Source organism: Neisseria sp. P0020.S003, assembly GCF_051957095.1.
GTDB lineage: Bacteria > Pseudomonadota > Gammaproteobacteria > Burkholderiales > Neisseriaceae > Neisseria > Neisseria subflava.
In genome coordinates this window covers 43,696-56,891 of record NZ_JBQCWU010000013.1, presented here as the reverse complement: position 1 = coordinate 56,891, position 13,196 = coordinate 43,696, and the positions used below count along the sequence as shown (strand labels likewise).

At 52.4% G+C, this 13,196-nt stretch carries 8 protein-coding genes and 1 pseudogene; 5 read left to right on the top strand and 4 right to left on the bottom strand.

The window, feature by feature from the left end; all coding sequences use genetic code 11:
* The 3 genes and pseudogenes from ACTHTQ_RS08145 to ACTHTQ_RS08135 all read right to left on the bottom strand — a co-directional run.
* Positions 1-128, bottom strand: a pseudogene (locus ACTHTQ_RS08145) (helix-turn-helix domain-containing protein); the annotation flags it as partial.
* Positions 129-341: 213 nt separating this feature from the next.
* Positions 342-4,490: a translocation/assembly module TamB domain-containing protein gene (locus tag ACTHTQ_RS08140; RefSeq protein WP_440363618.1), complete on the bottom strand. Its 4,149-nt coding sequence runs from the start codon at positions 4,488-4,490 to the stop codon at positions 342-344.
* An 80-nt stretch (positions 4,491-4,570) separates the two neighbouring features.
* The gene (locus tag ACTHTQ_RS08135) at positions 4,571-6,412 is read right to left on the bottom strand and encodes an autotransporter assembly complex protein TamA (RefSeq protein ID WP_440363617.1); all 1,842 of its coding nucleotides are present in this window, start codon (positions 6,410-6,412) and stop codon (positions 4,571-4,573) included.
* A gap of 448 nt (positions 6,413-6,860) precedes the next feature.
* Here ACTHTQ_RS08135 and sstT point away from each other — a divergent pair, with 448 nt between their 5' ends.
* The 4 genes from sstT to ACTHTQ_RS08115 all read left to right on the top strand — a co-directional run bounded on the left by sstT (position 6,861) and on the right by ACTHTQ_RS08115 (position 11,433).
* Entirely contained in the window at positions 6,861-8,084 is a 1,224-nt protein-coding gene (gene sstT / locus ACTHTQ_RS08130) for a serine/threonine transporter SstT (protein ID WP_254321315.1), read from the top strand.
* A gap of 227 nt (positions 8,085-8,311) precedes the next feature.
* Positions 8,312-10,168, top strand: coding sequence for an ABC transporter ATP-binding protein (locus ACTHTQ_RS08125; RefSeq protein ID WP_440363616.1), 1,857 nt, complete (start codon positions 8,312-8,314; stop codon positions 10,166-10,168).
* 124 nt (positions 10,169-10,292) lie between these two features.
* Positions 10,293-10,940, top strand: coding sequence for a hypothetical protein (locus ACTHTQ_RS08120; protein WP_283121439.1), 648 nt, complete (start codon positions 10,293-10,295; stop codon positions 10,938-10,940).
* A gap of 1 nt (position 10,941) precedes the next feature.
* Positions 10,942-11,433: a surface-adhesin E family protein gene (locus tag ACTHTQ_RS08115; protein ID WP_070606441.1), complete on the top strand. Its 492-nt coding sequence runs from the start codon at positions 10,942-10,944 to the stop codon at positions 11,431-11,433.
* A 95-nt stretch (positions 11,434-11,528) separates the two neighbouring features.
* On the opposite strand, the gene ACTHTQ_RS08110 is transcribed toward ACTHTQ_RS08115, so the two are convergent.
* Entirely contained in the window at positions 11,529-12,257 is a 729-nt protein-coding gene (locus ACTHTQ_RS08110) for a TIGR00730 family Rossman fold protein (RefSeq protein ID WP_070590039.1), read from the bottom strand.
* 140 nt (positions 12,258-12,397) lie between these two features.
* Here ACTHTQ_RS08110 and truC point away from each other — a divergent pair, with 140 nt between their 5' ends.
* Positions 12,398-13,114 (top strand): tRNA pseudouridine(65) synthase TruC, encoded by a 717-nt coding sequence (gene truC, locus ACTHTQ_RS08105; protein ID WP_049328752.1) that lies wholly within the window; start codon positions 12,398-12,400, stop codon positions 13,112-13,114.
* The last annotated feature ends 82 nt before the right edge of the window (positions 13,115-13,196 follow it).

Genomic DNA, 13,196 nt, shown 5'->3' with positions numbered 1-13,196 from the left:
CGCTGCTGGCTGCGTATGTGCAGGTAGTGGAGTACGGCTTGGTATTTGAAGTGTAATGTATATTTGCTCATAAAAAAACTGCACCTTGTGAGTTGGAGGGGATGTCCAACTTTTGGGGTGCAGTTCAACCTACCCCTGTCAGTTTCAGACGGCCTTTTTGTATCTGCTTTATTTATCGTTCATCTTGAATAAGCCATGGCTTGCTGGCTACTTTTTTAGCTGCATTTGTTTTCAAACTTGCTTGGCCTTTGCCTTTTGAGGCATGGCTGCGGATTTTGATACGGTAGAACAAGATAAAGGCCGTCTGAAAGATAAATTTCAGACGGCCTTTTTAACGGCTTTTATTGTTGCTCTTCCGGCTCTGGTTTGTCTTTGCCGAACAGGTTGTCAAAGCGGATGGTGTATTTCAACTCGCCGCCGGAGGAGCGCGTGCCGATACGGGCAACGGCTTGGATGGCGCGGGTCAGTTGGTACACGAGTTTGACGGATTGTTCGGCGCTGGAGATGCCGTATTCGTAACCTGCGTAGAGGTTGTTGGTGAGCTGTTTGCCGACGGTCAGGACTTGTTCAGCAGGGTTGAGCTCGCCGGTTTGGGCGTTGCGGCTGCGTTTGCTGGTGAAGCCCAAATCATCGACAAGGCCGATGCGGTCGTTGACTTGGCCGGCAAGCAACGCGCTGGCGGCCGCAGAGAGCGTGGCATTGTCGCCATCGCTGCCGCTGCTGGCACGGTTGAGGATGAGCCAGGAGAGTTTGTCTTTTTCACTCATGGCTTCTTTGGCAACCAAGGTCACGCGCGGATTGTTAAGGCTGCCGAGAACTTCGACACCTGCACCGACCGGGGAGAGACGGCGTTCGGCACGGATGTTGAGGTTCGGATCGGTCAGTGGGCCGACGAAGGAAACCGCGCCTTTGGTGATTTCGAGGTCTTGGCCGTAGGCTTTGTAGCGGCCTTTGACAACGCGAACGGTACCGACGCCTTGGACGGTTTCGCCCGGGCGGGAAGTGAGGGTCAGTTTGCCACCGATGGTAACGTCTGCGCCGTAGCCGACAAAACGGACATTGTCGTTGATGTTCAAGACAAGGTTCATATTAATAGGCGTGGTGGCCGTTGCTTCTTTTGGGGTTTCGCCCAGTACGACCACGTCGTCATCGAGGGTCGGCATGGAGGATTTTTGCGAACCAAACCTGCCGTAGTCGGTGTTGAGCGTGCCGTTGAGCGATATGCCTTTTTCCGGATTGTAGAGGACTTTGGCCGCGCCGGAGAGCTGCAGTCGGCGGTTTGGACGCGAGAGGGTGCGGTATTTGTCGAAGACGATATCCACGTCGACATCGGGGTTGGCGTTGGCAAGGTTGACTGCGCCTTTGAGCTCAATCGTGCCGCCACGGTGGAATTTGAGACTGTCGATCACCCATTTTTGACCCTGCAGGCGTGAACGCAATACGCCGTTGTCGAGAATCAGGCCTTGGGTTTGATGGCGGTAATAGAGGTTGTCACCGTTAATCAGGCCGCTCAGTTGCGGATCGTTCAGACGGCCTGCCAAGTTGACGGCGGCGTTCAGACGGCCTTTGAGGGTTTGGCCGACGGGCAGGAAGTTGCGGAAGACTTCGAGGTTGGCAACGTTCAGATTGAGTTTGCCGCTCAGAGGAGCGGTATCGAAGCTGGTGCCTTGACCGATGTTGACGGTACCGTCGGCACGGCCGTAATTGGTTTGGAGGTCGAGGTTGCTGTTGATGGTAGGCGAACCGAGTCGGCCGCCGATGGTGGCGGTCGCGTTCAGACGGCCTGCAATGCCTTGGGCTGTCGCCGGCATAAAGGATTTGAGCGAGCCCAAATCGGGAACGCTGATATTGACTTTGCCGCTGACAGGGGCGTTGTTGATGTTGTTGCCGAACTGCTGGGCGATGCCGAGTGTGCCGTCAACTTTGCCGAAGCGGGTGTTGCCTTCCAGCGTGCTGTCGATGCGGCCGTTTTGGAAACGGGTGCGCAAGGCGAGCGCGGAAAGTCCCAAAGGCTGTTTGTTTTTCGGGTCTTTGCCCGGCAGGATGATGTCGCCGCTTTGACGGTTGATGTTGAGGAAGCCGCGTGCGTTTTGACTGTACGCCAAATCCCAGTCGCCGCCCAAGACGAGGTTGTGTTCGATAGGCGGGGTGTAGAAATTGTGCAATTCGGTAATGTGCAGATTTTGTGCGCTACCTTTACTGGTAATGCCGGCTTTCTTGTCCCAAACGAAATTTTGCAGGTTGAGGCTGCCGCCCATGGCCGCCCAGCGCGCGCTGCTGAGGGCAACGCGTTCGCTGCCGGCTTCGAGGTTGAGGCGGTTTTGCAGTTTGAGGTTGAACGCGCCGTTGATGTCGAGCGTGTCAACCGTGCCTTTCCATTGGGTTTGGTCTTTGTTGAGGTCGCCGGTGGCATCGAGGTCGAGCTTGTAGCGTTTGTTGTCCACCGCCATGCTGCTGTTGCCGCGGATGTGGTGGTGTGAGCCTGTGCCGCTGATGAGCAGGTTGACGTTGTCGATCAGGGTCGCGCCGCCGGAGACGGCGATGTGTTCGCCTTTAATATCGGCACTCAACGGGCGGTTGGTATCTGGCGAACCTTTAAGCTTGAAGTCGAGGGTGCGGATGTTGACGGTATCGGCGACTTTGAAGTTGCGCGCTTCGCCGTTCAAATCGGCTTCAAGGGTTTTGAGGCCGTCTGAAAAGCTGCCGGAGATGTAGCCGCGCGCGTTGAGCAGCCCACCCAAGCCGAAGCCGAAACGCGACAAATCGGGGGCGGTAATATTGAGGTTGAGGCGGTCGTCTTTTTTACCGAAGCTGCCGTTGGTTTTGACGATGTTGTTGCCGAGGGTCAGATCGGTCAGGGCGCGTGAGAGGTGTTTGTTTTCATAAGCGACGTCGGCTTTGCCGCTGAGCGGAACGCCGTTGAGCGTACTCGGTGCAAACTGCATTTTGCCGGCGAATTTTTCTTGCGCCAGGATGCCGGTCAAGTTGATGTTGCCGTTGACACTACCTTGCGGAAGCTGCGGATCGATGCGCGCAGGGTTGAAGGCTTTGCTGACGATGTCCAGTTGCAGTTTGCGGTCTTTGAAGAGTTCGAGCGAGCCTTTGGCGTTGAGTTCGCCGCCGTTTTGCGGAACCAGGCGGACTTTGTCGAGCTTGAGCGTGCGCTGGCCGAGCTGTTTGTCGGTTTGGAAAAACAGCATGCCGTCTGTACGTGCAAATCCGCTGTCGAGATTCCAGTTGACGACAGGGGAGGAAGTTTCGCCTTTGACGTCGATACTGCCGTTCAGACGGCCTGCGATGTTTTGACGGACAAAGTCGTCCGCGCCGGTATTGTTGATGCCCAGTGCGAGTTTGAGCTGGTCTTGGGCGGTATCGATAGAGCCGGATACATCGATGCTGCCGTCTTTGAGCAGGTCGACGCCGATGTCTTCAATCATGACCGTGCCTTTATCGTCGACGATGAATTCGCCGAGGATGCGTTTGACAGGGATATAATTTTCATCGGCAAAACCGGCTTGGTCGTTTTCCAAGTCAATCGAGCCTTCCAACGCAACGCCGTTAGTAAAGGACGGAATGGTGGTGGCGTCGAAATTCAGGCGCGCTTTGGGCAGGCTGGGTAGGAAGGCCTGCGGATTGATGTTGGAACCTTTAATCAGGATTTCGCCGACGGTTTCATTGAGGCTGTTGGCGAATGGATGAATAGTGGATTTGGCCGACAAATGAACGTTGTCGCTATCGAGCAGTAGGTCGGTGGATACGTCTTGCAGGCTGCCCCACAGGCGCACCGTACCATGTAGGGTTTCGCCCTCAAGCTGGCCTTTGGTGTAGATGGCAGTATTGAGGACGTAGGGTTTGTTCAAACCGAGCACCACCGCGCCTGTCGAGCTGCTCCATGGCGTATCGGCGGTTTTGATGTGGAGGCGGTGTTCTTTTTTGTCGTAATGATAGGCCGCGTGCAGATGGTCGAGATAGACGGTCTGCTTGTCAAAACGCTTGCCCACGCTGATTTTTCCGGTTTCCAAACGGTCGAGATAGGCGGTAACGGGCAGGTCTATGCTGTCGGGCAGGCCTTTTGAAGGCTCTTCTTCTTTGGGCGGCGTGCGTTTGGTTACGATGGCGATGTCGCCGGCCACGACTTCGGTGATGTGTAAGGACGGACGGATCAGCTCGGACGGTTTCCAATCAAAGCGGAAGCTGCTGATTTTGATGTCCGCACCTTCTGTTTCAATCAACAATTTGTCGCCTTCAAAACCTTCAATCAGCGTGCCTTTCAGTGTGTCCGAGGAGATTTTGACGCCGAACCATGACGGGATTTTGTACAAACCGAAACGCAAACCCGATTCCGTACCGACCAGCCAGCCGATCGCGCCGGCGGAAACGGTCAATACGCCCAAGGCGGACAGGACAAAGCCGCGCAACAGGCGTTTTTTGCGCTTTGGCGGGGCAGGCTGTTGTTCAGACGGCGTGGAAGTGTTTGCAGTATCGGTCATGATATTTTTCTGTTTGTCTGTTTTTCAGACGGCCTGAAATGGCTGAGGCCGTCTGAAAGAATGGATGGTGAGTATGTTTTTTAAAACCTTGTGCCCAAGCTGATGTGCCAGCGGATTTTTTTGTCGTGATGGCCGTAGGCAATATCGAAGGAGAACGGCGCAACCGGGCTGAACCAGCGCACGCCCAAGCCGGTACCGTGTTTTAAGGTCATGTGTTTAAAGTTGCTTGCCGCATCGCCGACATCGTGGAAGATGGCGCCGGAGAAGCTTTTGGTAACCGGGAATTGATATTCGAGGCTGCCGACCACCAAGGCGCGTTGCGGCAGGACGGAGCCGTTGGGGCCGGCCAAGCCGATGCTGTCGAGTTCGTAACCGCGTACGGAAGTTGCGCCGCCGGTGCGGAACATCAGGCTGGACGGTACTTCTTCACCCTCGCGGGCATAAACGTAGCCTGCCTGTCCGCGTACGATGAATGTACCGAGTTTTTTGTTTTTAGGCGTGAAGAAATAGCCTGCGCGTGCCATGGCGCGTGCCATTTGGGTGGAGGAAAGGAATTTTCCCAAAGTTGCCCCGATTTTGCCGTCGAGGTAGTAGCCGTTTTGAGGGTGCAGCTCGGTTTCGATGCTTTGCCGTTTCCATGAGGCGGTCAGCATGGTGGCATGGCTTCGGCCCAAATCGTAGCTGGTGTCGGGGACTTTGCGGTCTTCGGTAATAAATTCGAGGCCGAAGCGGGCATCAATATTGTTGCGGTCACGGACGTACCAAATACCGCTGGTCAGGGCGCGTTTTTCAAGGTTTTGCGTGGTCGAGCGGTTGTAGGAAACGTTGCTGGTCCAGTAGTTGCCGCGGTTGTTGCGCGGTTGGCTGATACCGGCGGCCAGCGTGGTTTCGTATTTGTCCATGTCCCAAACGATGGAACCGATATAGCCCTTGTTAAAGAGGTTGTAATAGTCGTAGGCGATGCGGCCGCCGATTCCGTATTCGGAGTCATAGCGGATACCGGTTTCCAGTTTGTGGCGTTTGACTTCGGTCACGTTGATTTTGACGGGAACGCGGTCGCCTTGCAGTTGATCAAAATCGGCCTGTACGGACGCGCCGGAGTAGTGGCCGTTTTGCTCGAGCGCCTGTTGCAGGTCGAGGATTTTATCCAAGTCGTAAGGCGAACCTGGGTGGAAACGCGCCATGCCGGAAACCACGCTCTCAGGGTAGCGGCGCGTGCCGGTGATTTGGAAATCGCCAAAGTAAATGGGGCGGTTGCTCTCCACGATGACGTTCAAGTCGGCTTTTTGGGTATTGGGATTGATGGTGGCTTGGGTGGTGGTGAGTTTCGCCAAAGGGTATTTTTTACGTGTGACCGCGCTGAGGACGGAGGTTTTACTCGCACTCCAGCCATCTTGGTCGAAGTTTTCGCCAACGGGCTGCTGCCAGTTTTCCATCGCATTTTGGTAGTACTCGGCCAAGTTGTCGTCATTCAATACGTCGCCGAGGATGGCCACGCTGACGTTGTCGACTTTGGTGCGCGGGCCAGGGGTGACGTTGACGGTATAGCTCTCGCCGTGGTCTTGAATATTGACGTTGCTGTTGAAGTAGCCTTTGGTCCGGAGCATGGTTTTGACGTTGTCGGGTGCCTCTTCGGCGAGGAAGCCGACCTGTTCTTTGTCCAGCTCTTCTTCCTGCTGCTGGGTAATCAGCGGCAGGTATTCTTCAAGCATTTCTTTGATTTCGCTGTCTTGGGTGTCGATTTTGACGGGGAATTTGGGCTTGAGTTTGCCTGTTTGTTCGTCTTTGGGCTGCTTGGGCATTTCGGATTCGGGAACAGCTTCGTAGTCTTCCGCTTTGGGAACGGAAGTATCTACTGCCAGCGCGTGTCCGTAGGTGAGCGCCAATGATGCAAATAAAACAGGGTAGGTCAGTTTGGTCATGATGTGTGTTCGACAGCGACAATTCTTCAGTTTGGGGATTTTAACATTATTTCTGCAAGCTTTCAGGCTGGTTATAAACGGAAATTTAGCGTAATAACATTGCAAAATGCGACTTAAGGGCGGATTTTGGTTTGTTTCTATCTGATTGTAATAGTTATGTTTTTGTGTTTTGACTGATGAAGTTGCCTTTGTATTCGGCCTTGATAACGCAGATTTCAGGCCGTCTGAAATCAAGATACAGAGAAGTAAAGCAACGGTATGGGCATACTTTAAAGTAGGGTTTGAGCGGGTTTGGCTGTATTTTTGGCATAAAGTGCCAACTGTGTCATAAATGCTAAACTTTAGTGCTGTTTTTGTGAGGTATGCATGAAAACTTCGCCGACAAATGATTTTTTATTTTAGAATGTAAGACTTTTTTAACATATCTTTAAATTGTGAAGGAACGGATATGGCAAGTGGCAATCCGATTTTGAACGCGCTCAATCGCGTCAGCCTGGTGGCGCAAATCGCCATCGGCTTGGTTTTAGGTATTATTGTGGGTGCAGTTTCGCCGCAAGTCGGTATCAGCGCAGGACTGCTGGGCAGCCTGTTTGTCGGTGCGCTTAAGGCTATCGCGCCGATTTTGGTATTTGTTTTGGTGACTGCCGCTATTGCGCAACACCAAAAAGGCAATCAGGCCCACATCAAACCGATTTTAATTTTGTATATTTTCGGTACGTTTGCCGCGGCTGTGGTGGCAGTTGTCGCCAGTATGGCATTCCCGACCACGCTGATTCTGCGTGCGGCCGGCGATGTATCCGTTGCGCCGCCCTCCGGCATTGTCGAAGTGCTGAAAACGCTGCTGATGAATTTGGTGGCTAACCCGATTAACGCGCTGGCCAATGCCAACTATATCGGCATTTTGGCTTGGGCCTTGGTATTGGGCGCGGCTTTGCGCCATCACGGCTCGGATACGACCCGCCAAGTGGCGGCCGATTTGGCCGATACCGTTTCGACGGTTGTGAAATGGATTATCCGTTTTGCGCCGCTGGGTATTTTCGGCTTGGTGTCTTCTACCATTGCGGAAACCGGTTTTGAAGCGCTTGCCGGTTATATGCAGCTGTTGGCCGTATTGCTCGGCTGTATGCTGTTTATCGCTTTGGTGGTCAACCCGATTATTGTGTGGACGCAAATCCGCCGCAACCCTTTTCCGCTGGTGTTTACCTGCCTGCGCGAAAGCGGCGTGTATGCCTTCTTTACCCGTTCTTCCGCCGCCAATATCCCTGTGAACATGGCATTGGCGAAAAAACTGGGCCTGCACGAAGACACTTACTCCATCTCCATTCCATTGGGTGCAACCATCAATATGGCCGGTGCGGCAATCACCATTACCGTTTTGGCGATGGCTGCGGCGCACACGCAAGGCATTACGGTTGACTTCGCCACTGCCCTGCTGCTGAGCCTGGTAGCAACTGTCAGCGCGTGCGGTGCATCCGGTGTGGCAGGTGGCTCGTTACTGCTGATTCCTTTGGCGTGCAGCCTGTTCGGTATCGATAACGATGTGGCCATGCAGGTGGTTGCCGTCGGCTTCATCATCGGCGTGATTCAAGACTCTGCAGAAACTGCGTTAAACTCTTCCACCGACGTCTTGTTTACTGCCGCTGCCGATTTGGGCCGTCAACGTAAAGAGTGATTTTTAAGGGCAACCTAAATCCAGCAAAGGCCGTCTGAAAAGTTTCAGACGGCCTTTGTTTTATGTAAAGCAAAGGGATTTTTAGATGGTCAAGCCGATAGATTGGTTTGATCGGACTGACGGTATCCGCTGTCATCAGTTGGATTTTTCCCGTAAAATACAGTCTTGAATGTATTTGAACACTTCTTTTCAGACGGCCTGACCGTCTTATCACATTTGCAAAAACAATGATTAAAAAAATATTCTCATGGTTCGAATCCCGAATCGACCCCTATCCCGAAGCCGCCCCGAAAACGCCTGAAAAAGGGCTGTGGCGGTTTGTCTGGAGCAATATCGAAGGCTTGCGCAAATGGATTGCCGTTTTGGCGGTGTTTACCGCCGGTATCGGCATCATGGAAGCCCTGCTGTTTCAATTTATGGGCAAAGTCGTGGACTGGCTCGGCAAATACACGCCCGCGACCCTGTTTGCTGAAAAAGGCTGGGCGTTAACGGCGATGGCGGGGATGATGGTGTTTTTCGCCCTCTGGACTTTCCTCGCGTCCAACGTGCGCCTGCAAACCCTGCAAGGCGTGTTCCCCATGCGCCTGCGCTGGAATTTCCACCGCCTGATGCTGGGGCAGAGCCTCGGTTTTTATCAGGACGAATTTGCCGGCCGCGTGTCCGCCAAAGTCATGCAGACCGCGCTGGCGATGCGCGACGTGGTGATGACGGTTGCCGACATGGTTGTGTATGTGCTGGTGTATTTCATTACTTCCGGCGTGATTTTGATTTCGTTCGACAGCTGGTTGCTGTTGCCCTTTATCGGCTGGATTATCGGCTTCGCCTTAGTGATGCGCTTCCTGATTCCCAAGCTCGGCAAAACCGCCGCGCGTCAGGCGGATGCGCGCTCACTGATGACCGGCCGCATTACCGACGCCTATTCCAACATCACCACCGTCAAACTCTTCTCCCACGGCGCGCGCGAAGCGGCCTACGCCAAGCAGTCGATGGAAGAATTTATGGTGACGGTACACGCCCAAATGCGTTTGGCGACGCTTCTGCACACCTGCAGCTTCATCGTCAACAGCTCGCTGACTGTCGGTACGACCGCCTTGGGCATTTGGCTTTGGTATCACGGCCAAGTCGGCGTAGGTGCGGTAGCCACCGCCACGGCCATGGCATTGCGTGTGAACGGTTTGTCGCAATACATCATGTGGGAGTCTGCCCGATTGTTTGAAAACATCGGTACCGTCAACGACGGCATGGCGACCCTGTCCAAACCGCAAACCATCCTCGACAAGCCGAACGCCCTGCCGCTGAAAGTCACCCGAGGCGAAATCAAATTCGAACACGTCGATTTCTCCTACGAAGCAGGCAAACCGCTTCTTAACGGCTTTAATCTGAACATCAAACCCGGCGAAAAAGTCGGCTTGATCGGCCGTAGCGGCGCGGGTAAATCCACCATCGTCAACCTGCTCCTACGCTTTTACGAACCGCAAAGCGGCACGATTTCGATCGATGGCCAAAACGTGGACAGCGTTACCCAAGAAAGCCTGCGCGCTCAAATCGGTTTGGTGACGCAAGATACCTCCCTCTTGCACCGCTCCGTCCGTGACAACATTATTTACGGCCGTCCCGATGCGACCGAAGCCGAGATGATTTCCGCCGCCGAACGCGCCGAGGCTGCCGGTTTTATTCCTAACTTAAGCGATGCCAAAGGCCGACGCGGCTATGACGCGCACGTTGGCGAACGCGGCGTGAAACTTTCCGGCGGCCAGCGCCAACGCATCGCCATTGCCCGCGTCATGCTCAAAGACGCGCCGATTCTGTTGCTTGACGAAGCCACCAGCGCGCTCGACTCCGAAGTCGAAGCCGCCATCCAAGAAAGCCTCGACAAAATGATGGAAGGCAAAACCGTGATTGCCATCGCCCACCGTCTCTCCACCATCGCCGCGATGGACCGCCTTATCGTCTTGGACAAAGGCCGCATCATCGAAGAAGGCAACCACACCGAGTTGCTCGAGAAACAAGGCCTGTATGCCAAACTTTGGGCGCACCAAAGTGGCGGCTTCTTGAGTGAGCATGTCGAATGGGAAAACAATTAAACGCTTTGAAAGAAGACAAAAGGCCGTCTGAAAAACAATAATTTAGATCGTGCTTAATTTGATGTCATGAATTAAAATGGTTGGGTAATTCAACGATAATCTACGCTAACTTTAGAAAGACAATATGAAACGATCTCTCAAATATTTGAGTATGGCTGTATTTGCACTTGCAGCAAATGCATGGGCAGGAAGTGCGGAAGAAGAGTTGCTGAATGCATTTGTAAAATGTGATGCATCTATGTTTGATATCTTGAAAAACAAGCAGGAGCAATTGAGTAAATATGCTCCGATTGAGAAAGTAGGAAAGACTGCACGTTTTCAGTTAGGTAGTGCCGATGAAGATGGGAAAAGACAGGTTATCTTCAATAAACCGATAATAGTAAACGGCATACATTTTAGTAGTTTTTCGGCAGAATATTCGGAACTGCCGGTTAATGAGACGGGTAAAAATCCTGTTTTTTATTTCTGGGGGTTCGAGCTTAAAAAAGCTCGGGCTGCTGATGTGGTAGCAAAGTTCCCTCAATGGGGATTGAAACCGATGGGAGAGGATTTTGTGACTTCTCCGCAAATTATTATTAATAGTCATAAGTCTTTGCGTTGGCAGCCAAATATGCAAGCAACGTCTGGTTCGATGCCTGCAAAAAATACAGTAGAAAAATCGCTGATATTGGAAGAGAGTGACGGTAAAACTTCTCTTATCTGTACTATTCAGGGTTATCCGAATGATAAACTGATTCGTCGTGAACGACTTGATCTAATCGGGGGAAAGTAAAATGAAAAAGTTAGCTGTTTTTTTGATGACAATTTGTTTACCAATCTCAGTATTTGCCGATAAGCCAAGATTTTTGCCGATGCTGGAGGGTGCTCAGAGTCGTGTTTATGCAGATATGGAAAGTATCAAAAATCATCCTCACAATCCAAATTTGTTAGTATATGATGTGATAACTAATTTTGATGATACGAATAAAAATTTGGCAGGTACTTCCATGATAGAGAAGCACTATCTGGATTGTCTGAACAGGATTGATATTATGAATCCGGAGCCGGTAAAGCTATACAGTCGTCATTTTGGAAAAGGGAAATTATTGCATGAGATCCCAAGGGAATCTGAACGGTTTGAAATGAAAGAGATTTCGACGATGAGTATACTATCTGCTACTGTGTGTAGTGTCGGCGGCCATGATTTTGGTGGTAATCCGAATGCTTTAGAAGATATGGGAAAAGCGTTGGATAAAATGGAACAAAAGAAAGGTCGGAAAAGATAAATCTCAAGGCCGTCTGAAAACATTTTCAGACGGCCTTTATTAATGAAGCAAAGGGCAGGCGGGATAACCGCTTTTTTAGTTGAAACCTTAGTTTTTTACAGTCCCAGCGACCAAGCATTTTGGTGTTCGGACAAGTCTTCCAAGCGGTTTTCGTAATGGGCGAAGATTTCTTCAATAATCTCGTCTTCGTCGTCGATGACGCGGATCAAGTTCAAATCCTCTTCCAAAATCAAGTTTCTGCCCAGCAACTGCTCGCGTATCCAGTCCAACAGTCCCGCCCAAAATGCTTTGCCCACTAAGATAATCGGTCGGTCGGGCGTTTTGCCGGTTTGCACCAAAGTCAGGCTTTCAAACAATTCGTCCAATGTGCCGAAACCGCCGGGCATGACGACATACGCCACGGCATGTTTGACGAACATGACTTTGCGCGGGAAGAAGTGTTGGAATTTAATCGACAAATCCTGATACGGATTGGCTTTTTGCTCGTGCGGCAACACGATATTCAGTCCCACCGCCGGACTTGCGCCTGCAAACGCGCCTTTGTTGGCCGCTTCCATAATGCCCGGCCCGCCGCCGGAGATGACGGAAAATCCGGCATCCGACAGTTTGCGTGCCAAGCGTAATGTGAACTCGTAGTCGGGATGATCTTCAGGCGTACGCGCGCTGCCGTAAATGCTGACGGCTGGCTGAATGGCGCGCAATTCTTCGCCGGCTTCGACAAATTCGGAAATAATCTTCAATACATGATACGACTCGCGCGCCTGAATATCACGGCGGGTTTCGTCGGGCAGCATGGGTTTGGGCAGTTTTTTGAGCAGGCTCACGGCTTTTCCTTCGTGTTTTTATGTGCAGTATTGTAACCCGAAAGGGGCGGGCCGTCTGAAAGTTGGGTTTCGGCGGCAAGTGTTTCTGCCACATCTTCAAAAGCCCGTTACAATATCTGCTTTTATTCAACTGCTCCGCCATGCTCGATATTATCCACCGCGACAGCCGCACCATCGCCGTCAACAAACCTGCCGGAATGCTGGTACACCGAAGCTGGTTAGACAAACACGAAACCCGTTTTGCCGTGCAGACCCTGCGCGATCAAATCGGGCAGCACGTTTATCCCGTCCACCGCCTCGACCGCCCGACTTCCGGCGTCTTGTTGTTTGCCCTCGATACGGAAGCCGCACGGTTATTGACGCAGCAGTTTGAAAACAAAACTATCGAAAAAACTTATTGGGCGATAGTTCGCGGTCATCTGCCTTCAGACGGCCTGATTGATTACGCCCTCAAATATATGCCTGACAAAATCGCCGAAGCGCAGACCGAAGCCACATTGCAGGAAGCGCAAACCGCCTACCGTTGTCTGGCACAAACCGAGTTGCCGTTCCAATCCGCGCTGCGTTATCCGACCTCGCGTTATTCGTGGGCCGAACTTACGCCGCACACCGGCCGCAAACACCAACTCCGCCGCCATATGAAACACATTTTCCACCCCATCGTCGGCGACACCAACTACGGCGATTTGCGCCAAAACCATGCCGTTGCCGAACATATCGGCACGCAACGCCTGATGTTACACGCGCGAAGCCTCAGTTTTCAAAGCATAGAAGACGGCAGCCGAATGACCGTACAAGCGCCGATAGACAACGACTGGCGGCTTTGGATGGAAAAATTCAAAACCGAGGCCGTCTGAAAACCCGAACCGCACATTTTCAGACGGCCCGGTCATGGAAAAAAACAGGCAAATCCCTTACAATACGCCCCTAAAATTCTGA

Bases quoted from the DNA above. Each gene is read 5' to 3' on its own strand.
- ACTHTQ_RS08140 (WP_440363618.1), bottom strand. From the start codon at position 4,490: ATGACCGATACTGCAAACACTTCCACGCCGTCTGAACAACAGCCTGCC.
- ACTHTQ_RS08135 (WP_440363617.1), bottom strand. From the start codon at position 6,412: ATGACCAAACTGACCTACCCTGTTTTATTTGCATCATTGGCGCTCACC.
- sstT (WP_254321315.1), top strand. From the start codon at position 6,861: ATGGCAAGTGGCAATCCGATTTTGAACGCGCTCAATCGCGTCAGCCTG.
- ACTHTQ_RS08125 (WP_440363616.1), top strand. From the start codon at position 8,312: ATGATTAAAAAAATATTCTCATGGTTCGAATCCCGAATCGACCCCTAT.
- ACTHTQ_RS08120 (WP_283121439.1), top strand. From the start codon at position 10,293: ATGAAACGATCTCTCAAATATTTGAGTATGGCTGTATTTGCACTTGCA.
- ACTHTQ_RS08115 (WP_070606441.1), top strand. From the start codon at position 10,942: ATGAAAAAGTTAGCTGTTTTTTTGATGACAATTTGTTTACCAATCTCA.
- truC (WP_049328752.1), top strand. From the start codon at position 12,398: ATGCTCGATATTATCCACCGCGACAGCCGCACCATCGCCGTCAACAAA.